At 68.8% G+C, this 21,605-nt stretch carries 19 protein-coding genes; 10 read left to right on the forward strand and 9 right to left on the reverse strand.

The window, feature by feature from the left end:
* Positions 1 to 2 precede the first annotated feature (2 nt).
* Positions 3 to 863, forward strand: coding sequence for a hypothetical protein (locus ACFXHA_RS20630; RefSeq protein ID WP_379358996.1), 861 nt, complete (start codon positions 3 to 5; stop codon positions 861 to 863).
* A 10-nt stretch (positions 864 to 873) separates the two neighbouring features.
* Here ACFXHA_RS20630 and ACFXHA_RS20635 read toward each other — a convergent pair whose 3' ends face one another.
* The 4 genes from ACFXHA_RS20635 to ACFXHA_RS20650 are packed head-to-tail and all read right to left on the reverse strand — an operon-like array spanning position 874 to position 5,721.
* Complete coding sequence (locus ACFXHA_RS20635; RefSeq protein WP_379358998.1) at positions 874 to 1,857, reverse strand: SCO2521 family protein; 984 nt, start codon at positions 1,855 to 1,857, stop codon at positions 874 to 876.
* 11 nt (positions 1,858 to 1,868) lie between these two features.
* Positions 1,869 to 2,915, reverse strand: a complete 1,047-nt coding sequence (locus ACFXHA_RS20640; RefSeq protein ID WP_379359000.1) for an SCO2522 family protein — start codon at positions 2,913 to 2,915, stop codon at positions 1,869 to 1,871.
* Complete coding sequence (locus tag ACFXHA_RS20645; protein WP_379359002.1) at positions 2,912 to 3,844, reverse strand: SCO2523 family variant P-loop protein; 933 nt, start codon at positions 3,842 to 3,844, stop codon at positions 2,912 to 2,914. The genes ACFXHA_RS20640 and ACFXHA_RS20645 overlap by 4 nt, the downstream gene beginning before the upstream one ends.
* The gene (locus tag ACFXHA_RS20650; RefSeq protein WP_379359004.1) at positions 3,841 to 5,721 is read right to left on the reverse strand and encodes an SCO2524 family protein; all 1,881 of its coding nucleotides are present in this window, start codon (positions 5,719 to 5,721) and stop codon (positions 3,841 to 3,843) included. Before ACFXHA_RS20650 ends, ACFXHA_RS20645 begins: the two co-directional genes overlap by 4 nt.
* Positions 5,722 to 5,915: 194 nt before the next feature.
* Here ACFXHA_RS20650 and ACFXHA_RS20655 point away from each other — a divergent pair, with 194 nt between their 5' ends.
* The 3 genes from ACFXHA_RS20655 to ACFXHA_RS20665 are packed head-to-tail and all read left to right on the forward strand — an operon-like array spanning position 5,916 to position 8,903.
* Positions 5,916 to 6,785, forward strand: a complete 870-nt coding sequence (locus ACFXHA_RS20655) for a carbohydrate ABC transporter permease (RefSeq protein WP_379359006.1) — start codon at positions 5,916 to 5,918, stop codon at positions 6,783 to 6,785.
* On the forward strand, positions 6,775 to 7,599 hold the full coding sequence (locus ACFXHA_RS20660) for a carbohydrate ABC transporter permease (RefSeq protein ID WP_379359008.1): 825 nt from the start codon (positions 6,775 to 6,777) through the stop codon (positions 7,597 to 7,599). The genes ACFXHA_RS20655 and ACFXHA_RS20660 overlap by 11 nt, the downstream gene beginning before the upstream one ends.
* A gap of 17 nt (positions 7,600 to 7,616) precedes the next feature.
* Positions 7,617 to 8,903 carry an ABC transporter substrate-binding protein gene (locus tag ACFXHA_RS20665; RefSeq protein WP_379359617.1) on the forward strand — a complete coding sequence of 429 codons (1,287 nt, stop codon included), beginning with the start codon at positions 7,617 to 7,619 and terminating at the stop codon, positions 8,901 to 8,903.
* Between the two features lie 7 nt (positions 8,904 to 8,910).
* Here ACFXHA_RS20665 and ACFXHA_RS20670 read toward each other — a convergent pair whose 3' ends face one another.
* Together ACFXHA_RS20670 and ACFXHA_RS20675 are read right to left on the reverse strand one after the other, a co-directional pair.
* Positions 8,911 to 9,861 carry a DNA-3-methyladenine glycosylase family protein gene (locus ACFXHA_RS20670; RefSeq protein ID WP_379359010.1) on the reverse strand — a complete coding sequence of 317 codons (951 nt, stop codon included), beginning with the start codon at positions 9,859 to 9,861 and terminating at the stop codon, positions 8,911 to 8,913.
* A 134-nt stretch (positions 9,862 to 9,995) separates the two neighbouring features.
* Positions 9,996 to 12,764, reverse strand: a complete 2,769-nt coding sequence (locus tag ACFXHA_RS20675; RefSeq protein WP_379359012.1) for an FAD-binding and (Fe-S)-binding domain-containing protein — start codon at positions 12,762 to 12,764, stop codon at positions 9,996 to 9,998.
* Positions 12,765 to 12,905: 141 nt separating this feature from the next.
* Here ACFXHA_RS20675 and ACFXHA_RS20680 point away from each other — a divergent pair, with 141 nt between their 5' ends.
* The 6 genes from ACFXHA_RS20680 (at position 12,906) to ACFXHA_RS20705 (ending at position 19,454) form a co-directional block, all read left to right on the forward strand.
* Positions 12,906 to 14,783, forward strand: coding sequence for an ABC transporter ATP-binding protein (locus ACFXHA_RS20680; protein WP_379359014.1), 1,878 nt, complete (start codon positions 12,906 to 12,908; stop codon positions 14,781 to 14,783).
* 67 nt (positions 14,784 to 14,850) lie between these two features.
* Positions 14,851 to 15,810 carry a class I SAM-dependent methyltransferase gene (locus ACFXHA_RS20685; protein ID WP_379359016.1) on the forward strand — a complete coding sequence of 320 codons (960 nt, stop codon included), beginning with the start codon at positions 14,851 to 14,853 and terminating at the stop codon, positions 15,808 to 15,810.
* Between the two features lie 180 nt (positions 15,811 to 15,990).
* Entirely contained in the window at positions 15,991 to 16,461 is a 471-nt protein-coding gene (locus ACFXHA_RS20690) for a hypothetical protein (RefSeq protein WP_379359018.1), read from the forward strand.
* Between the two features lie 51 nt (positions 16,462 to 16,512).
* Positions 16,513 to 17,580, forward strand: coding sequence for a DNA polymerase IV (locus ACFXHA_RS20695; RefSeq protein ID WP_379359619.1), 1,068 nt, complete (start codon positions 16,513 to 16,515; stop codon positions 17,578 to 17,580).
* A 32-nt stretch (positions 17,581 to 17,612) separates the two neighbouring features.
* The gene (locus ACFXHA_RS20700; RefSeq protein ID WP_379359020.1) at positions 17,613 to 18,395 is read left to right on the forward strand and encodes an enoyl-CoA hydratase/isomerase family protein; all 783 of its coding nucleotides are present in this window, start codon (positions 17,613 to 17,615) and stop codon (positions 18,393 to 18,395) included.
* Positions 18,396 to 18,464: 69 nt separating this feature from the next.
* Complete coding sequence (locus tag ACFXHA_RS20705; protein WP_379359022.1) at positions 18,465 to 19,454, forward strand: oxidoreductase; 990 nt, start codon at positions 18,465 to 18,467, stop codon at positions 19,452 to 19,454.
* Here ACFXHA_RS20705 and ACFXHA_RS20710 read toward each other — a convergent pair.
* The 3 genes from ACFXHA_RS20710 to ACFXHA_RS20720 all read right to left on the reverse strand — a co-directional run bounded on the left by ACFXHA_RS20710 (position 19,451) and on the right by ACFXHA_RS20720 (position 21,436).
* A complete protein-coding gene (locus tag ACFXHA_RS20710; protein ID WP_379359024.1) occupies positions 19,451 to 20,152 on the reverse strand; it encodes an endonuclease/exonuclease/phosphatase family protein in 702 nt (233 codons plus the stop codon). The genes ACFXHA_RS20705 and ACFXHA_RS20710 overlap by 4 nt on opposite strands.
* A gap of 100 nt (positions 20,153 to 20,252) precedes the next feature.
* A complete protein-coding gene (locus tag ACFXHA_RS20715) occupies positions 20,253 to 20,624 on the reverse strand; it encodes a DUF5073 family protein (RefSeq protein WP_379359026.1) in 372 nt (123 codons plus the stop codon).
* On the reverse strand, positions 20,621 to 21,436 hold the full coding sequence (locus ACFXHA_RS20720; RefSeq protein WP_379359028.1) for a heavy metal-binding domain-containing protein: 816 nt from the start codon (positions 21,434 to 21,436) through the stop codon (positions 20,621 to 20,623). Before ACFXHA_RS20720 ends, ACFXHA_RS20715 begins: the two co-directional genes overlap by 4 nt.
* Between the last annotated feature and the right edge of the window lie 169 nt (positions 21,437 to 21,605).

Consider the following 21,605-nt stretch of genomic DNA (forward strand, 5'->3'; position numbering starts at 1 on the left):
TCATGCTCGAGAAACGCCCGCCTCCGTCGAAGTTCGTGGAGGACATGAGCACCCGCATCCGACGGCGCGCCGACACCTACGCCGACAGCGTCACCGAATTCCTCGAGCTGGAGCACCGCCAGCGGCGTCGCACGACCGAGACGCCGTTGTTGGATCTGTTCACCCTGCACACCGAGGCCGTGGTGGAGACCTACGATCCACCCGGAATCCGCAGGGCCGGTGACAGTCTCGTGTTCACCGGCATCTACGCCCCACTGCTCACGCACACCGCCACCAGCACGTCGACACCGATGGCGGTGAACGTCCTCCTGGCGGCCCTCATTGCGGCCGAGGTGGAGTTCCGCGGTCCACTGCGCCTGAGCCGCACCCAGAATCGGCTGCTGGCCGAGGTCTACGAGCGGCTGGGGCCGCCCCTGGTGCAGGCCGGGCTGCCCGCGCACGCGGTACTCGCCTATCGGCGGGCGGGCAGTCTCTATCGGATCGACGAGGATCCCGATGCCGAGGACCGCTGCGGCCTCGCGCAGGCCCGCGCCCGGCGGCTCGCGCAGCCGGTGAGCTGGAAGCGAATCGGCGGCTGGATTCCGGACCTGATCTGCGGCTACGGGTATCGGCCCTTCCGCATGCTCTGGTTCGTCGCCGTGCAACTGCTGGTCTTCGTCGTGGCCGTGCTGTTGCGCTCCGACCAGCCACCGGCGGTCACCGTCTTCCAGGTGCTGATGAACTATCTCAATCCGCTGGGTGTCGGCGATACCGAGAATCTGCTGGTCGGTGGTCGGGCGATCTTCGTGATCGAGAGCTATCTGGGCGCGGTCACCATGTCGGTGTTCTTCGCACTGCTGGTGCGGCGCTGGTTCCGGCTCTGAGTACGCGGGCTCACCACTGGATGGTGCTGATCTTGGAGCTGCGCAAGGCTTCCAGGGTCGCCACCGCCAGCCGGTCGCGCAACTGGCCGACCTGCGCGGTCCACTGCCGGGTGAAGCCCGGATCCTTCTCCAGCCGCTCCCACAGATCGCCCATCCGCGACGAGGTGTGCGCGCCCGGCATCCACAGGTGCACGAGTTGTTCGAGCAGCGGGGCCAGCTGCTCGGCGGTATCCCGTTCGGCCGAGGGCCGGTCGGCGTCCGAGAGGGCCGCGCCGAGCATGGACAGCAGCCAGTCGTGGACGGCGAGGTCCTCGCAGAAGCGTTGCACCACTTCGAGATCCCGGACGGTCGGCACGAGAATCAGTACCGACCTTGTGGTTTCGTCCTCCAATCGGAGCGAGATGAAGGCCCGCCCGCGCACACTGCCGCCCAGTGGCGGCGCCACCCGGGCGGCCCAGCGCAGGCGTGTCGCCCCCGAACGCACCGGCGGTTGCTGATCCAGTCGCCGATCGGTCCGGACCCGGGTCAGCAGCCGGTCGCTGATCGAACCCAGATCCAAGGTGTTGCGGCCGGACTTCTCGAGAAATCCCGCGGTGAGATCGACTGCCGCCGAGGCGTCGTCGGTCATCCGGTGCCAGACCTCCAGCGTCCCGACCCGGGTCAGATAGTGCGACCAGGGCCGCCGATCCTTGTCCGAGGTGCGCACCAGGGTCGAGCAGGCGGAACTCTGCACCACCCGGCCGCCCACCAGCAAGGCATGCGCGGCCACCGTTCCGACCGCGCGGGTCTCCTTCTGTGAGGCCGTGGCCAGCTTGCAGTCCACACCGACCGCCGAGGTCGGCGAGATCGCCAGCGGCAGCGGACGTTCCCGCATCGATACCCGTCGCCCGGGCAGCAGCGACAACACCGCCGCGGCCTCGCGCGCCGCCAATCCCCCCGAGTTCGGCAACAGTGCGGTGCGCACCTCCCCCAGCAGCACCAGCGGATCACCCATGCCGTGTCACCTCAGACATCCCCGAGGAAGAGATGGTTCAGCCGCCGGGTGGCAGGCCACGGCACCGTCACCGGATTGCGCTCGTTCGCACCGCGTTCCACCAGTTTGGCCTGCACATCCTCATCCAACTGCAGATGGTCGAGAATCACCCGCACCGCGTGCTCGATGCCCAGATAGCTGTAGGGCAGCACCGACAACGCCCGGTACGCCGCGAAGGGTTTGGCCGCCGGATTCAACTGCACCACCGCCGGCAACCGCGACCATTCGCTGGGCCACGGGTCGTTCCACGGCATCGGCGCGGCCACCACCGCGCCCTCATTGCGAATCATGCCCAGCCGCAACAACTGCCAGATCGAGGCGAGGAACGGACACGACCACAGAATCCGGTCCGCCTGCGCGCCCGCCACGCCCTCGGGTGGCCGGCTCCACAGCTGCACATCCAGGAAGATCGAGTGATTGCGGGCACCGAACTCCTCCGGCGGCCGATAGCGTGCTCGCTGCATCGCCTGTCCCGCATCGTATTCCGAGGAGCGGCGGCCATTGCACAGCCAGCCGGACTCCACCGTGGGCGGGCGGCGGCCGGTGCCGTCGCGCTCGGGCTCCGCGACGATCCGGGCGGACATCATCTCCGCCAACCGGATCGGCTCACCGATCGGCTCGCCGTCCCGGAACATCGGCACCTCGGCGCATCCGGCCTCGCGCGCCAGATAGTCGATGGGGACGTCACATTCCTTCGCCGCATCGAGCAGCTTGGTGAGAATCGCCTCGGGTTCGGCCCCCGGACGGGACTCCCGGTTGCTCCCGGTTCTGGACCAGAAATAGTCGTCGACCAGGAAACACGTGCTGACCCGGGCGCCTTCGCCGAATTCCGCGACGGCCGCGGCCCGCTGGGCCTTGACGATCGGGGCCACCTTGCGCAATTGCGCGTGGATGCGGTCGACGCCGTTGACGAGCTCGTCCATATAGAAGTGGCCGACCTCGATGGACAGATGCGACAGCGGCTGCCCCTCCACCCGGCTGCGCTCACCGGCCTCGCTGTAGTCGGTCGCGGAACTCATCTGCGCACCTCCACCTGTTCCCAGACGGCGTCGTTCACGAGCTTCTCGGTCAGTTCCCGGAACGCCGCCACGGTCGCGGCATTGGCCACATGCGCGGCCACGTCCACATCAAGGATCACCTGTTCCCGGCACTGCAGCATCGGTTCCACCGGGATCGTCCCGAGTATCCCGCTCTCGCCCATGCCGTGCCGGTTCGCCGCGCGGGTCAGGGTGTTGTGCTGTTCCTGCAGCCACGCGGCCTGCGCCGGGCGCAATCCGGTTGCGGCGTTGAGTTCCGGCACGGCGGTGCGGACGAAACGCAGCGCGGTCATCAGCTCGGTTCGGTCGTGACCCCACACCTCGCCGGTGGCCAGCACGCCGTTCTCGTCGTACACCAGGCCGCGGGCGGCGGCGATGTGCTGGCGCGTCCAGCGATGGAAGATGAGCCACCGGCACACCGCCTGCGACAGCTGCGGCCGCTTGGTCGCGCTCAGCGCCAGCGCCAGCGCGATCGAGCGTCCGGCGCTCAGATCCACGAACGTGATGTCGAATTCCTGCTCGCACGTGACGAACAGGGCCGCGCAGCGGTCGATCATCCAATCGTCGAGTGTGGTGAATTCCGAACCGCCGAGGTCACCCGGAAACAGCACCAACCGGCCCGAGGGATGCCGGGAGCGACTGAGCTCCAGGCGATCGGTCTCCGAGCGCACGCTGAGCCGGGCGGGCGTCCCGTTCTCGTCGAGCAGGAACGCGTGCAGTCCGGAACCGTCGCGCACCCCGTTGTCGATCCGGCTGATCTCGAAAGTGCCACCGGCCGTGGGCGATCCGAAATCGAAGTCCAGATAGGCGACCTTGTATCCCTTCATGCTCAGCCAGTACGCCATATTGCAGCTGGTGACCGAGCGGCCGGTGCCACCCTTGTCGGAGGCGGAGAACACGAGCACGGTCACACACTCCTGGTGGCGTCGAAGCGGGCGTAGGAGAGCTCGTCCAGTTCCAGCAGGGCCTGCGAGGCGAGACTCACCGCGGTGCCCGGACGTTCGTCGATCAGCTCGCGGGCCCGTTCCAGGCGCTGTTCGGCCAGTACCAGGGCGGTGCGGCCCGCGGATACGTCGGCCTCACTGAGCTCCAGCATCTCCCGGTTGAGCAGGTGCTCGGCCTCCATCAGCAGTTCCATGGCGCGGGTCACCGAGGTCGGCGAACGCAGCGGCGGTTCCCGGTACATGCGGGCCGCGGTCACCATGCATTCGACCACCCGCTCCGTGAGATACCAAGAGGGCAAGGGGTTCTCGGCGGTTCCGAAGATGCGGCTGGGGTCGTCCCAGAGACCGGTGGCCGGGCCCGCACGGAAGGCGCGCAGATCCAGATGGTCCATGGTCGCCTGGGCCAGCGCCATCAGCTGATCGCGGGTCTCGACCGTGCCCGAGAGCCGGGCGGCCTGCAGCGTGCGCTTCAAAAGCACGGTGGCGTAATCGGATACGGTCCACAGCAGCAACGGACCGTCGAGTTCCTCGCTGCCCAGCAGCCGCAGGCTCACGCCCGGGGTGTGCATGATGCGGGCGGGATCGTCCTCGGTGAAGCGGCGGATGATCCGGCCGCGCCGGGCCAGTTCGTCGAAAATCGTTGCGGCCCGGTCCAGGTCGTCGTCATTGGCCTCGCGATTGAGCAGATCCTGCATGAGCACCGCGGATACGACGAGACTGAAGTAGTCCGACTCCTCGCCGTCGGAGGTGCGCCAGGGAATGTCCTCGAGCGGCCAGCGCCCGGATCCGAAGCGCGCCACCGCCGCCCAGTAGCGCTGCGCCAGATCCCAGCGCAACTGCAGCGCCTCGGCCAGGCGGCGCTGCTGACCGTTGAGCAGGTCGAGTTCGCGGGTGCGCGTCGAGGTGAGGTCGTTGATGCCGTCCAGCGCCACCACCGTGAAGTGCAGGTAGGGCCGGGCGATGGCGTAGCCGGTCTGATCGGCGATGGCCATGTCCACGAAGTCGATGGCCGCGGCCTTGCGCACGATGGCCCAGCTCCAACCGCATTCGAACAGCATGTCCTCGCTGTCGAGATCCACGCCCTCGACCTGGCTGAGGGTGGCGTCGTTGCGGAGCCGGATCCGGACCCGGTCCAGCCGCTGCTGCACCGCGTGCACCACCGACTCGGTGGGACCGCCGGTCTGATTGAGCATGGACAGCATCGCCAGGCCCGCCTCGGACTTCGGGGAGACGGTGTTCACCACGAAGCTGCGGATCAGGCCGACCATGGCGGCGGTGAGCCGGACATTGACGCGGGCGTCGAGCGCCTCGATGCGCGGCAGCACCTCCACCGCGAGGCGGGTGCGGCGGCCCACCGCCAGCTCGGCGACCGGACCGCGGAAGCCGCGCAGGAACTTCAGTGCGGCCAGGCACAGGGTCAGCGACATGGAGTAGGAGTCGACGACATCCAGCCCGCGCTGGTCGGCGGTCGGTTCGCGGCCGTCGGAGGAGGCCAGGTAGCTGCCCGCGGCGAAGATCGGCAGTTCGTCGGGGGTGCCGGCTTCCCCCTCGGTGTGGCGTTCGATGTACTGCTCGAGCAGCCACACCACGCGCTCGCCGATGCGCAGGCCGCTGTCGCCCAGCGGGGAGAGCACCGCGCGGATGTCGTCGGCGATCTCGTCCGGCCGTTCCAGCCCGAACCCGTCGATCTCGGTGGCCGGATACAGCAGGCACAACAGCTGTTCGGCGTCGCTGATCGAGTTCGAGCCGTTGCGCCCGCCCCAGACCCAGTCGTCATCCTGATAACACGCGGTCAGCAGCGACCGCCAGACACTGAGGATCTGTTCCCGTGGCTTGATTCTCATCGACGCCTGCCCCTGCCCTGTCGTGGCCAGCCCCGCCGGTAACGCTATGAACGAGCGCGGCTGAAACTATCATGCGCCAGGCCCGCGCACCGGGTGGAGGGCAGCACCGAAATCGCGTCGGGCACAGCACAATATCGGGCAGATCGGGCGTGGGTCGGACGCCCGGCGGGACCGCGCCGGTAGCGTCGCCGATCGTGAACACGGCGAGACGCAGACCGGCCGCGGTCGGCTATGCCCTGCTGCTGCCCAGCCTGATCGGGGTGGGCGGCTTCCTGCTGCTGCCCGTCGCGGTGGTGCTGTGGCTCAGCGTGCACAGCTGGAACCTGCTGGGGCCCATCACCTTCAGCGGTTGGGACAACTGGCGATCGGTGCTGAGCGACCGGCAGTTCGGGCACTCGATTCTGGTGACGCTGGCGCTGACCGCGATCGTGGTGCCGGTGCAGACCGCGCTGGGATTCACGGTGGCCGCGCTGGTGGCCCGGCGCGGGGCGGGCAGCACCGTGCTGCGGGTGGTCTACGCACTGCCGTGGATGTGTGCGCCGGTGGTGGTGGGCGTGGTGTGGCAGTGGATCTTCGCGCCCACGGGCGGGGCCCTGAACGCACTGCTGGGGCGGCGGGTGGAGTGGCTGAGCTCGCCCACGCTCGCGCTACCGGCGGTGGCGTCGGTGATCGTGTGGATGAATGTCGGATACGTGGCCCTGTTCTTCGTCGCGGGCATCCGGGCCATACCGGGCGAGATCCTCGACGCGGGGGCGCTGGACGGGGCCACCGGGTGGCGGCGGACCCGCTGGCTGATGCTGCCGCTGCTCCGGCCGACCATGTTCTTCGTGCTGGTCACCGGGGTATTGAGCGTCTTCCAGACCTTCGATGTGGTGTATGCGCTCACCGGGGGTGGGCCGGACCACCGCACGGATGTGGTTGGCATGCGGATCTATTCGGAGGCATTCGAGGCCGCCCATCCGGGCCGGGCGGCGGTCATGGCTGTGGTGGTGTTCGCGGTCATGTTCGTGATCACGGTGGCACAGCATCGGTACTTCCGGGATCGGACCAGCTATGAGTACTGAACGATCGCTGCGGGCCGCGGCGGCCTATGCGGTACTGGTACTCGGCGCGCTGGTGACGGTCGCGCCGCTGGTGTTGAGCGCGATGACGGCGGTGAAGAGGCCCGCGCAGTTCGCGAACGAATCCGCCTTGGCCGCACCGCATCCCGCCACGCTCGGCAACTTCCGGACGGTGCTGGACCAGGGGCTCGGCCGTGCGGTGCTGGTGACGGCGCTGATGACCGTGTGCATCACCGGTGGACAACTACTGGTGTCGATCATGGCCGCATACGCGTTCGCGCGCACCGACTTTCCCGGACGCGACGTGCTGTTCTGGGTCTATCTCGGCACCATGATGGTGCCGAGTGCGGTCACATTGGTCCCGCTGTATCTGATGTTCGCGAAACTGGGCTGGCTCAATACGTTCTGGGCGTTGGTGCTGCCGTTCCTGTTCGGGTCGCCGTACGCGATTTTCCTGCTGCGCCAGTACTTCCGGGCGATACCGGGGGAGATCATCGACGCCGCGCGGGTGGACGGGGCCTCCACCCTCGACATCCTGGTGAGCGTGGTGGTCCCGATGAGCCGACCGATCCTGGCCACGCTCACGATCATCACCGTGGTGTCGCAGTGGAACAGTTTCATGTGGCCGCTCGTCGCCGCGTCCGGGGCGAAGTGGCAGGTATTGACCGTGGCCACCGCGAATCTGCAGACGCAGTACAGCGCGCAGTGGACGCTGATCATGGCCGCCACCACGCTGGCCATCGCACCGCTGGTGGTGCTGTTCGTGGCAGCCCAGCGGCAGGTGCTGCGGTCCGTCGCGGTCACGGGGCTGAAATGACAGGAATGCGGATCAAGATGGCGCCCACCAAGGATGCGACGCGGGCCGTACTCGGAATCGCGCTGGTCGCCGTGCTGCTGGTGGCAGCCGCCCTGTGGCTCGGGCGCGATGCCGAGAGCGGCGGGCGCACGGTGCTACGCCTGCGGATCTGGGATCAGAGCTTCGTCTCCGCCTACCGGGCCTCGCTCGACGAGTTCGAACGTGCCAACCCGGATGTGGAGGTGCGGATCACGCTGGTGCCGTGGGCCTCCTATCAGCAGAAGCTGCGGCTGGATGTGGCGGGCGGGGTCGCCGACGACCTGTTCTGGACCAACCTCTACGAGGACTACGCCGACAGCGGGCACCTCATGGACATCGGGGCGACGCTGGGACCGCAGGCGGCGGAAGGGTGGGATCCGCAAGCCGTGCGGCAGTACACCCGCGACGGAAAGCTGTGGGCGGTACCGCAATTCGTGGACGGCGGGACCGCGGTCTACGTCAATCTGGATCTGCTCGGACAGGCCGGTGTCGATCCGGCGGAGCTCGCGGCGGCACGCTGGAGTCCCGATCCCGAGCAGGACACCTTCCGGCCGCTCCTGCGGCGGCTGGCGACCGTGTCGGCGTGGCCCTACAACGCCGCCAACGACTTTCAGTCCATCACGCTGCCGTATCTGGGCTCGGCGGGCGGGCAGCTGCAACGCGACGGCCGATTCGACTTCGACTCCCCGCAGGGACGCGAGGCCTTCGGCTACACGGTGGGACTGGTCACCGACCGGCTCTCACCCTCGGCCGCCGATACCAGCAGTGCCAGCGCCGATTTCGCCAAGAACGCCTTCCTGCAGGGCCGCATGGCGCTGTTCCAGTCGGGCACGTTCAACCTGGCCGCGATCGCGAAGCAAGCCGGATTCCGATGGCGGGTGGCCATGATTCCCGCGGGCCCGGCCGGGCGGGTGAGCGCGAACAATGCCATCGGGGTCGCCGGGAATGCGGCCTCCGCGCACCCGGAGGCGGTACGGCGGGTGCTGGCCTGGCTGGGTAGCGCCGCGGGCAATCGCTATCTCGGCACGGCGGGGGCGACGATTCCGGCGGTGGTGTCCGACCAGCAGGTGTACCGCGATTACTGGACCGCGCACGGCATCGACGTGTCACCGTTCTTCGATGTGTTGCGCGGCAACGAGATCGCGGCGGGCGGCGGGCCGGGATTCCCGGCCGCGTTGCAGGCGATCCTGCCGATCCTCGACGAGATGTATCTGGGTCGTCTGCCGGTGCCCGACGCGCTGGCCCGCGCCCAGCGGGAGGGCAACGCGGCGCTCACCCAGCAGTGAGGCGCGTTCAGATCCGGCTGTGATCGGTGTAAGGCGTGCGCGGGCCGAACTTCGGCTTGTGCGCGAAACCGGCCAGCCCGAGCAGCCGGACGGCCCGATACCGATGCGGACGCAGGGGTTCGAGGTATTCGACCATGGCGTCGTCGTCGATCGGCTTGCCCAGCAGGGTCCAGCCGACGGTCGCGGCGAGATGAAAATCGCCCACCGACAGCGCATCCGCGTCACCGAAGGCGCGCTGCGCGATCTCGGCGGCCGTCCACACCCCGATGCCGGGCACGGTGCGCAGCCGTTGCGCCGCCTCCTCGGGGCCGAGCTCGGCCGCCTGCTCCAGCTTCGGGGCGATACGAGCCGCCAGCACAATGGTTTTCGAACGCTGCGGCTCCACATTGGCGCGGTGGTAGACCCAGGACGGAATGTGCCGCCAGGTCTCCGCGTCCGGCATCACCCGCAGGCCCTGCGGGACCGGGCCGGGTGCGGGGGTTCCGTAGCGCCACACCAGCTTCCGCCAGGACTCGTGCGCGGTGCGGGTGTGCACCTTCTGTTCCAGCACCGCCGGGACCAGCGCCTCCCACACCAGACCGGTGCGCAGCATGCGCAGCCCCGGATTGCGGCGGTGCGCCTCGGCCACCTTCGGATGCTCGGGGGTGAAGTCGCTGACGTCCTCGTCCAGGCACAGCATGGCGGGCAACCGCTCCAGGAACTCCTCCGCGCCCGCACCCCAGGCACGCGTCTCGACGGTGTGCCGGTCGGCCTGCCGGAGGCGGAAGGTGACCTCGCCCGACGGCATGCGGGAGGCGTGCCAGTGCGCGCCGTCCGGGGTTTCACGGTGACAGGGATCACCGAATCCGCGACGCAGCGGAGAGATGGTGGCGGCCAGATCGATCGGACGCTCGCTGGATAGCGTCCGACTCCGCGCACCGGACACCGCACTGGTCGGTGCGGGGGGCGCTGAAGTCACCGCGCCATTCTATTTGGTAACGCGACGAGCGAGGACGCCGATCATCTGCTCGATCGGCAAATGTTCGGCATTGATAGATGAGGGAAGGGCACCTGCCCCACATCCATACCGGATGGGGCAGGTGCCCTTCGATTTCACGGGGCGGGGGCGTCCAGCAGGAACTGGGCGAGGTGCCGGGAGGAATACCCGGCGAGCTGCGCTGCTTGGGTGCGGCAGGAGAATCCGTCGGCGAGCAGGATCGCATCCTCCGGTGCCCCCCGGAGCGCCGGCAACAGTCCGTTCTCGGCCACGGCGACCGAGACGTCGTAGTGGCCGCGCTGCATGCCGAAATTTCCGGCAAGTCCACAGCATCCGGATATTTCGGTCACTGTCGCGCCGGTGCTCCGCAGAATTCGACGGTCGGCCTCGAAACCGAGCACGGCATGCTGATGACAGTGCGGCTGGACCAGGACGGTCCGACCGGTGCGGTCCGGCGGCCGCCAATCGGACTGGGTCTCGAGGAATTCGGCCAGGGTGACGATCGCGGCCGCCACGGCGGCGGCGCGCGGGTCGTCCGGCAGCAGGCGCGGGAGATCCTCCCGCAGGGTGGCCGTGCACGACGGCTCCAGGCCGAGCACCACGCCGCCCGCGCGGACGTGGATGTCGAGCGCGTCTATGGTGGCGCGCAGCCGCTTTCGCGCGGCATCCAACTGCCCGGTACTGATCCAGGTCAGGCCGCAGCACACCCGCTGGTCCGGGATGGTCACCCGGTGGCCCAGCGATTCGATCAATTCCACGGCGGCACCGGCGATCTCGGGATCGAAGGCGTCGGTGAAGGTGTCGAGCCACAGCAATACACCGGTCCCGCCGCCGGTCGCCACCCGCGCCGAACGCCGGAAACTCTCGGCTGCCAGGCGCGGCACCTCGCGACGAGGGTCCATGCCCGTCGCCCGCAGCCCCAGTTTGCGCAGCGGGGCGAAGGAGCTCAGGGCATTTGCCAACCGCGGCAGCCGGGTCGCCGGACCGAGCCAGCGCGGCAGGCCGCCCAGAGTGTAGTGGTCGATCGGGCGGAGCCTGCGCCGGTAGCGGCGGTAGAGCGTCTCGGATTTATAGGTGGCCATGTCGACCCCGGCGGGGCAGTCGGAGCGACATGCCTTGCAGGACAGGCACAGATCCAGCGATTCGGCGACGGCGTCGGAGCGCGGATCGAGCGCGCCCCGCACGACCTCCTGCAGCACGCGGGCGCGACCCCGCGTGCTGTCCTTCTCATCGGCGGTGGCCAGATACGAGGGGCACATGAAACCGCCGGCCGCGCCGGTGTCGGCGCGGCACTTGCCGACACCGACGCAGCGGTGCACGGCCGTGGACAGGTCGCCGTCTTCGGGGAAGACGAAACCGCCGGTCGAGGGCAGCGGACGCACGCCCGCCACGCGCAGGTCGGCGTCGACGGGTCGCGGATGCACGAGGACGCCGGGATTGAGGACATCGCCGGGATCGAAGAGGGCCTTGAACTCGGCGAAGGCGTCCAGCGCCTGCTGGGAGTACATGTGCCGCAACAGTTCCGAGCGGGCCCGGCCGTCGCCGTGCTCGCCCGACAGGGAGCCGCCGAACTTCACCACCTGGCGCGCGGCGTCCTCGAGGAAGGCCCGGAAACGTTGCGGCGCATCGGCTATCGGCAGATCCAGACGGACATGGATGCAGCCGTCGGCGAAATGGCCGTACAACAGGCCGTCCACGCCGTGTTCACGGGTGAGGTCGGCGAAGTCGCGCAGGTAGTCACCCAGCCGGTCCGGCGGCACCGCCGCGTCCTCCCAGCCCGGCCAGGCCGGATGACCGTCCGGGGTGCGACCCGCCAGGCCCGCGCCGTCGGCGCGAATGGCCCACAGTGCCTGCGCCTCCGCCCGGTCCGTGACCAGGCGGGAATCCAGGGCATGCGCACTCGCGCGCAGCAGTTCCGCCTTCTCCTGTGCCGCTTCGGCGGTGTCGCCGTCGATTTCGACGAGTAGCCAGCCGCCGCCGCGCGGCAGGCCGGGCACCGACCCGCGATGGGTGCGCACCACCTCGACCAGACGCGCGTCCATACCCTCCACCGCGAGCGGGCCGACGGCCGTGACGACGGCGATATCGTCTGCGGCCGTGGGCATATCGGGGTATCCGAGCACCACCAGCACCGTCGCGGCGGGCACGGGCACCAGCTCCACGGTGGCCTCCAGCAGCAACCCGCAGGTGCCTTCGGTACCGACGAAGGCCCGCGCCACCGACGAACCGCGTTCCGGCAGTAGATGTTCCAGCGCGTAACCCGACGCCTGCCGCTCGAACCGGCCCAGCTCGGTACGGATCAGCGCCAGGTGCGCGCGGGTGAAATCCGCGAGTCCGGGGATGACGGTGAGATCATCGCCCAGCACCCGCTCGACGCCACGCCCGTCCAGAATCCGTAACTCCCGCACGGTATCCGAGGTGCGTCCCCAGGCCACGGCGTGCGGTCCGCACGCATTGTTGCCGATCATCCCGCCCAGCGTGCAACGGTTCTGGGTGGACGGATCCGGCCCCAGCCGCAGCCCGTGCGCCCCGGCCCGCCGTTGCAGCGCGGCCAGCACCACACCGGGCTGCACCCGGGCTGTCCGTCGTTCCGGGTGCACCTCGAGGATCGCGTTCATGTGGCGGGAGAAATCCAGCACCAGGCCCGGTCCGATGGCATTGCCCGCGACCGAGGTTCCCGCGCCGCGCGCGGTCACCGTCAGCCCCTCGGCGCGCGCCAGGTCCAACGTGGCGCTCACATCGGCGGCATCGCGAGGAAAAACCACAGCGCGGGGCAGCACCCGATAATTGGAGGCATCCGAGGAGTACTCGGCACGCCGCCGAGGAGCGGTATCGACCTCGCCGGTGATCGCCCCGCGCAGTGTTCGTTCCCACGCCTCGCTCACGCCCCAACCCTAGGCGTGCGGCCGGTGGATTTCGCTCAGCGCGAACCCGCGGGCCGGGCGGATGGGCTTGATCTCAACCTTTGTTCAGGTCTTAGTGTCGGTGGTGTGGGGTTCGATGGAACCCGAATGTGAGGAGCGGGGATGAGTATCGAATCCGTGGCGATGAGCCAGCTGTACCGGCAGATGAACGCGCCGACCGAGCAGCGGCCGTTCCGGTTGGTGACGGCGCGGCGGATTCTGGCGTTCGCGCGCCCACATCATCGGCGGCTGATGGCGTTCCTGGTGTTCAGCATCGCCTCGGCGCTGCTGGCGGTGGCCACGCCGGTGCTGGCCGGGCGGGTGGTGGACGCCATCGTCGGGCACGGTGCACCACGCACGGTGATCACCCTCGCGGCGATCATCGCGGCGGTGGCGGTACTGGACTCGGGGCTGGGCATCGTCATCCGCTGGCTGTCGGCGCGCATCGGGGAGGGGCTCATCTTCGATCTCCGCACCGCGGTGTTCGACCACGTCCAGAAGATGCCCATCGCCTTCTTCACGCGCACCCGGACCGGCGCACTGGTGAGCCGGTTGAACAACGACGTCATCGGGGCGCAACGGGCGTTCAGCACCACCCTGTCCGGCGTGGTCACCAATGTGGTGACGCTCGCGCTCACCCTCGCTGTCATGCTGCGACTGTCCTGGCAGATCACCCTGCTCGCGCTGGTGCTGCTGCCGGTGTTCGTGATCCCCGCGCGACGCATGGGTGAGCGGATCGCCGGCATCCAGCGCGAGGCGGCCGGGCTCAACGCCTCTATGAGCACCCAGATGACCGAGCGGTTCTCCGCGCCGGGCGCGACCCTGGTGAAGCTGTTCGGCCGCCCGCGGCAGGAATCCTCCGAGTTCGGCTTGCGCGCCGGGCGGGTGCGCGATATCGGCGTCCGCACGGCCATGCTGCAGACCGTGTTCGTCACCGCGTTGACCCTGGTATCGGCGCTGGCGCTGGCCCTGGTCTACGGACTCGGCGGCTACCTCGCCCTGAAGGGGCAGCTGGAACCCGGTGCGGTGGTGGCGCTTTCGCTGCTGCTGACCCGGCTGTACTCGCCGCTCACTGCATTGGCCAGCGCCCGGGTAGACGTGATGTCGGCGCTGGTGAGCTTCGAGCGGGTCTTCGAGATCCTGGATCTGAAGCCGCTGATCGAGGATTCGCCGCTGGCGGTGCCGGTGCCGGAGGGTCCGATCGCGGTGGAGCTCGACGAGGTCAGCTTCGGCTACCCGTCGGCGGACAAAGTGTCGCTGGCCTCGCTCGAGGATGTCGCCACGCTCGACACCCGCGGCGGCGAGGAAGTGCTGCACCAGGTCTCGCTGCGCGCCGAACCCGGTCAGCTGGTGGCCCTGGTCGGCTCCTCGGGAGCCGGGAAATCCACCATCGCGCAATTGGTTTCGCGACTCTACGACGTGGACTCCGGCGCGGTGCTGCTGGGCGGCAAGGATGTGCGGGAGCTGACCGCGCAGTCCATCCAGGACACCGTCGGCCTGGTCACCCAGGACGGGCACCTGTTCCACGACAGCATTCGCGGGAATCTGCTGCTGGCCCGCCCGGAGGCCACCGAGGCCGAGCTCTGGGATGCGCTGGGGCGCGCGCGGTTACGCGATCTGCTCGAGTCGCTGCCCGATGGACTCGACACGGTCGTCGGTGAACGCGGCTACCGGCTCTCCGGTGGTGAGCGCCAACGCCTCACCATTGCCCGGCTGCTGCTCAAGCAGCCGCGCGTGGTGATCCTCGACGAGGCCACGGCCTCGCTGGACTCGACGTCGGAGGCGGCGGTGCAGGAGGCGCTGGCCGAGGCGCTCACCGGCCGCACGGCGCTGGTCATCGCGCACCGGCTGTCCACCATCCGCAATGCCGACCAGATCCTGGTGCTCGAGCACGGCCGGATCGTGGAGCGCGGCACCCATGCCGAACTGCTGGCCGCGGACGGTCGCTACACCGAGCTGTACCGCACCCAGTTCGCCGACGCGAGCCCCGCAGCGGTGTAAAGACACGGGTTGCCGGATCGGCAAAAGGGTTCGAACCCGGAGCCGGTCCGGCACTAGCGTCGGGACCATGGGTTCTCACACGCACGGACAGGCAGACACGCACGGGCATCAGCACTCCCACGAGCATCAGCACTCCCACGGGCATGCTCACGGACACACCCACGACAAGATCGACTGGGCGACGATGATCCCGGATCTGCAGCGCGACGACGCCATGTCGGCGGAGGCCAATGCCGAGATCGCACGGCGGTTGATCGGCCTGATTCCCGCCCGCACCGAACCGACCGTTCTCGATATCGGAGCCGGGGCCGGTGGCCAGAGCGTGGCGTTCGCGCACGAACTGCTGGCACGCGGCGGCGGGCGACTGGTCATCGTGGACGCGGTGCCGGAACTGCTCGAGGTGGCCCAGCAGTCCGTGAAGATCGCGCTCGCCGGCGACGACCGGGTCCGGGTGGAGACGGTGCTGGCCGATGCCGCCGCGGCGGAGTTCGGCGCGGGGCTGCCCGCCGCCGATCTGGTGTGGGCCTCGCGCTCGGTGCATCACCTGCCCGATCAGCAGGCGGGCACCACGCGCCTGGCCGAACTGCTGCGACCGGACGGCTGGCTGGCCCTGGCCGAGGGCGGACTGGCGATGCGCTGTCTGCCCTGGGACCTCGGCGTCGGCACGCCGGGCCTGCAGGACCGGCTGCTGGCCCAGCGCGAGGCGGGCTTCGCCCAGATGCGCACGGACATCACCGATTCCACGCCCATGCCCTACGGCTGGAATGTGGCGCTCAGCCGGGCCGGGTTGTCGGCGGTCACCTCCTTCAGCGTGCTCACCGACCATCCCGCGCCGCCCGCGCCCGCCGTGCGCGACAGCGTCATCGCGTGGCTGAGCGGCTTGAGCGAGCGAGTCGGCGATCGGCTCTCGGAGTCGGATCGCGCCACCCTCGCAGCCGTCCTCGATCCGGCCGCCGCGACGTATCTCGGTGCGCGCGAGGACATTTACATCCTGGGCGCGACCACGGTATTCCTGGGCCGCCGATAGGGCCGTCGATAGCCTGCCCGCATGGCCGGGCACGGTCGTGATCTGGCCGTGCCCGAACCGACACCGTGTTGTGCCCGCCGACGCGCCCTCGCCCTCCCCAAATGCCCTGCTATGCGGCATAATTCGAGCTCCCATGGCATAACCCACATGATCGTTTCACATGCCGGGGGAGGAGTTTCGGTGACCCGTACCAAGGTGCAGCGGCAGACGCCCGCGACCCACGTCGACGATGTCGAGCGCATGTTCGGCGCACGGCGAAATCAGCCTGCCGCCGAAGCGCCACCCATGACGATCAGGGTGACCGGCGGGTCCCGGCGCACCGACGACGACTGGACGGTTCCCAAAAAGCTGGTGGCCGAGGCCGTTTCGGGCAAGCTGGTCGTCGACTTCACCCGGGCCCGCTGCTCACGGCGCGAGATCGACATCCAGGTCGACTCCGGGGCGGGAGCGATCGTGCTGATCGTGCCGCGCGGCTGGCGGGTCGATATGGACGGGGTGACGCCCGGCAACGGTACGGTGGCCAACCGCGTCAAGCTGCCGCGCTTTCCGGGAGCTCCGCTGATCCGGGTCACCGGTCAGGTGGACACGGGTGTGGTGAAGGCGCGCTACGCCTACCGCTCGCCGCTGCCGTGGATGCGCCGGTCACGCTGACCATTCCCGGGGATCCCGGCATTTCGGGAGACCATGCGGTATGACAGAGGTGTGACGCGCTGGCTGCTGCACGTCGACCTCGACCAATTCCAGGCCGCGGTCGAATTCCGGCGTCATCCGGAACTGCACGGTCAGCCGGTCATCGTGGGCGGGAACGGCGATCCCGCCGAGCCTCGCAAGGTGGTCTCCTGCGCGTCGTATCCGGCCCGGGCCTTCGGCGTGCGGGCCGGGATGCCGCTGCGCAATGCCGCGCGGATCTGCCCGGAGGGCGTGTTCCTGCCGCAGGATCTGGCGTTCTACGCCGAGGCGTCCGAAGAGATCATGGCGTTGCTGCGCACCTTTCCCGGCCGGGTCGAGGTGCTGGGATTCGACGAGGCGTTCCTGGCGGTGGACACCGAGGATCCGGAGCAACTGGCCGATGAGATCCGCTCGGCCATTGCCGAATTGGAGCTGACCTGCGCGGTCGGCATCGGAGACAACAAGACTCGGGCCAAGCTGGCCACCGGATTCGCCAAGGCGGTGGGCAAAACCGGAGAGTCCGACGAGCCGGCTGCCGGGACCGGAACCGGGGTCTTCCGGCTCACCGCCGACAACTGGGTGGAGTTGATGGCGCACCGGCCGACCGGAGCGCTGTGGGGAATCGGCGCGCGGATCGCGAAACGGCTCAGCGGCTTGGGTATCGAGACCGTCGCCGACCTGGCAGCCGCGGACCGGAATGTGCTGGCGCAGGAATTCGGGCCGAATACCGGGCCTTACCTGTGGGTACTGGGCCACGGTGCGGGCGACACCGATATTGCGGAGCCACGAGAACCGGTGGGCCACAGCCGTTCCGAGACCTTTCCGCAGGATCTCACCGAGCGCGCGGAGATCGACGCCGCAGTTGTCCGGCTGGCAACCCAGGTGGCCGAGGAGACCGTGGCGCAAGGGCGGGCTATCGGCAGAGTCAGCGTGACCGTCCGCACCAAGACCTTCTTCACCCGCAGCAAACAGCGGAAATTGCCCGCGCCGACCGCCGATGTCGACGAGATCGTGCAGACCGCACTGCAGGTACTGCACTCTTTCGAGCTGGATCGGCCCATCCGGCTGCTCGGGGTCCGGGTCGAATACGCCATGCTGTGAATCAGGTTCCACCGACGGAAGGCATTCTCGCGATGAGCGACTACGAGAACATCCTGTTCGAGCACGACGGCCCGATCGCCCGCATCACGCTCAACCGGCCCAACGCCGCCAATGGCATCGATCAGGCCCTCGCCGACGAGCTGGAGCGCGCGGCGTCGTATTGCTCGGACGATCCGGCCGTCAAGGTGGTCGTGCTGACCGGTGCCGGACGGTTCTTCTCCGCGGGCGGCGATGTCCGGGCCATGGCCGAGAGCGCGGATGCCGGTCGGTTCATCGAGAAGCTGGCCGACACCCTGCACCGCGCGGTGTCGGCGCTGGCGCGGATGGACGCATTGCTCATCGTGGCCGTCAACGGCACCGCGGCGGGTGCCGGGTTCAGCCTCGCGGTGGCGGGCGACCTGGTGGTGGCGGCCGAGTCGGCCAAATTCACCATGGCGTACACCAAGATCGGGCTCAGCCCCGACGGCGGCGCGTCCTACTACCTGCCTCGCCTCATCGGCCTGCGCAAGACCCAGGACCTCATGCTCACCAACCGCACCCTGGCCGCGGCCGAGGCCCTCGATTGGGGCCTGCTGCACCGGGTGGTGCCGGATGCCGAGCTGACCGACGCGGTGGAGGCGCTGGCGCAGGAATTCGCCACCGGCCCCAAGGGCTCCAACGCGAATGTGAAGAAGCTGCTGCTGGTCTCGTCCCAGCACACCCTCGAGGAGCAGCTGAACACCGAGGCGGCGTTCATCACCCGCTGCGCCGAATCCGCCGACGGGCAGGAGGGCATCGCCGCCTTCACCGGCAAGCGCGCCCCGAAATTCGCCTGAGTCCGAAATTCGCCTGATCCCGGCCGCTTTCACCGATCTGACCAGCGCCGGGGGCCCTATGCTCGGGACATGGAGTTCCAGGCGATGGTGGCACACGAAACGGACAGTGGGATCGCCCTCACCCGGGAGGAAGTCACCGACGACTTCCTGATGCCGGGCGAAGTGACGATCAAGGTGCACTTCACGAGCGCCAACTACAAGGACGGGCTGGCCATCACCCCGCGCGGCGGTGTGGTGCGCCAGTACCCGCTCATCCCCGGCATCGACCTCACCGGTGAGGTATTCGCTTCCACCGATCCGGAATTCGCACCCGGCGACCTGGTGGTGGCGCACGGTTACGAGATCGGCGTGGCCCATCACGGCGGGTTCGCCGAATACGCGCGGGTTCCGGCCGGGTGGGTGGTGAAGCTCGACGGGCTCACCCCGCGCGAGGCCGCGGCCATCGGCACCGCGGGATACACCGCGGCCATGAGCGTGCAGGCACTGCTGGATTCGGGGCTGACCCCCGATGCCGGGCCGGTCCTGGTCACCGGCGCGACCGGTGGCGTGGGCAGCGTGGCGGTCGACATTCTCTCCGGGCTCGGCTTCGAGGTGGTCGCGTCCACCGGGAAGATCGGTGCGAGCGAACTGCTTTCGGCGCTCGGCGCGAATGCCGTGATCGGGCGGCTGCCCGGCGAGGACAAGGTCCGGGCGCTGGGCAAGGCGCAGTGGGCGGCGGCGGTCGACAGCGTCGGCGGTACCTCGCTCGCCTACGTGCTCAGTGCCATCAAATACGGTGGCGCGGTCGCGGTTTCGGGCCTCACCGGTGGCTCCGACCTGCCGACCACGGTGATGCCGTTCATCCTGCGGGGTGTCTCCCTGCTCGGCATCGACTCCGCCCACTTCCCGATCGCGCAGCGGCGGGACCTGTGGGCTCGGCTGGCAAAAGACCTGAAGCCCCAGCATCTCTCGCTGCTGGAGAACTATGCCCCGATCACCGAGGCGGAAGCCGTCCTGCACTCCATTCTGGACGGCACCCACTCCGGCCGGACGGTACTGGGAGTCGCAGGGGAGTTCTAGCCGACGACGGCATGGACGAGGTTGTGGTCGGAGGCTCCGGCCACCTCCTCGACGGCCAGGTCGTGCACCGGAACTCCGTGCCCGACAACATGATCGATGAACTGGGATTTCGAGCCCGAGTCCCGGGGCCGGGTCGGGACCGCATCGGACGGGAAGTCGGCGACGGCATATCCGTCGCCCAGGCCCGCGGCCAGTGCGGTCCGGTCGATATTGAAGTCGCCGAGCAGCACGGCCGGCCTCGCCTCGGTGAGTTCACGCAGTCGCTTCAGCTGCATGTCACGGCGTTCGTCGCCGGTCACATGGGTGGCGGCGATGAGCAGCCCGTCGAGTTCGACCGCGAGGACGCCCTTGCCCGGGTCGAAGGCGAAGGATTCGGCCGCGACCGGTCGCGCGCTGCCGTCGACCAGGATGACCAGGTGTTCGCTCCGGTCCTCGAGCACATTGGCCACGCGGCGGGGGCGCGGCACGCGCGGGTAGTCCAGCACATGGAATTCCCTGCCGGGCAGGGCATTCCGGAGACTGGCGAGCTGGTCGCCACTGACCTCCATGAGTGCGACGACGGTCTCGGTGCGGGCCGCGACCATCGCGGTCACGGCGGCGATGCGCTTGGATTCCTCCGGCCATAGCCCGGCGATATCGCTGACCCAGTTGTCGGCATGGACACGGTGCAGGACATTCCAGGTGGCTACGGAGATCACTACAGCACCCTATGAGATTCGAACGGACCGTGCGGCTTTCATTCCATTCGAAAACATAGTTTCATGTGAAACAACGAAAGTTCGCTCACGGGTTGCTCTTTCAGCCGGCACCGGCCAGAACCTCGAGTGCGGCCGAGAGATGCGGCAGCGCCGGCGGCCCATAGGAGGCGGCGATCTCGGCCAGCGCGCGAGCCAGGTGCGGTGCGATGGCGGCGGCCGGGAGCAACTCCTCGGCCAGCACGATCCCGCCGACCACGTGACCGGCCTTGATGCGCTGATCCCTGGTCACCTCGTAGCGCCACGAACCGATCTGCACCCGTTCGGGATCCGAGCGGAACATGGACTTGCGGGGCGGGGTCCGGGTAACTCCGGGGACGCCGGAGAACACGTTGAAGACCAGACCCAGCCCGCCCGGACCGCCGAGTGCCGCATTGATGGCACCGGTGGCGGTCTCGACGTCGAAGTCGGTCACGAGTCCAGGCCGAGGGTGAACTGCGGGATGATCGGGTCACCGTCACCGATGCGGCGGATGGCCGTGCCGGAGGCGTAGAACTCCACCGTGTGATAACCCCAGGCGTAGTTGGAGATATCGAAGCTGACGCCGGTGACACCGGTCCCGCCGTCGCGTTCCGCCTCGGCCTGCATGCGGGACATGGCCAGTTCCCGGGCCTGATAGTTGCCCTGGGTCCACTGCGGCATCTCCATATTGCGGCCCATTTGGCTGAGCATCTGCCGGAAGCTCTGCACGGCCACGTGGAACACACAGTTGCCCATGACGAAGGCGACCGGGGCGTAGCCGGTGCGCAGCAAGGTCACCATGTCCTGGCCGGAGAGGTGACTGGTGAACGCCTGGCCGTTCGGACGGCGGTAGCTGCCGGGGTTCTTCGCGAAGCGGACAGCGGTGCCGACGGCGATGAACTCCAGGTGTTCCATGGATTCGCCGTGCTGCCGCCACTCCAGGCGGACCCCCACCACACCGTCGGCTTTGAGCGCGTCGGCCTCGGCCTGCATGCGGGACATGGCATTCCAGCGGGCCCGGTAGGTGGCCTCGGTCAGCACCGGCAGCTCTTGCTGCTGGCGGATGCCGGTGAACTGGAAGCCGACGTGATAGACGGATACCCCCATCACCAGATCGATGGGTTCGAAGCCCGCGCCGTGCAGCAGTGCGAACTCGTTGACCGACAGGTCCGAGGTGAAGATGCGGTTCGCGTGCGAGAGACGCTCACCCGCGACCTGATCGAGCGGCTGCGGCTGGCCGGGCTGGTTCGGCTGGTTGGGTTGCATTGCGTTCGCCCTCCGTCGGATCCCCGATAGATCCATAACGAGGGTACGACCCGGTCTGGTTCCAGGCCTGGCGAAAAAAGAAAGGGGCCGTGGGGGGGGTGGTTATAAGCCACGCCCCCGTTAGAAGGCCCTAATCCGGTGCGGGGCCCCGCCGCCGCCCAACAGACGC

Source organism: Nocardia sp. NPDC059240 (assembly GCF_042753865.1).
Classification (GTDB): domain Bacteria; phylum Actinomycetota; class Actinomycetes; order Mycobacteriales; family Mycobacteriaceae; genus Nocardia.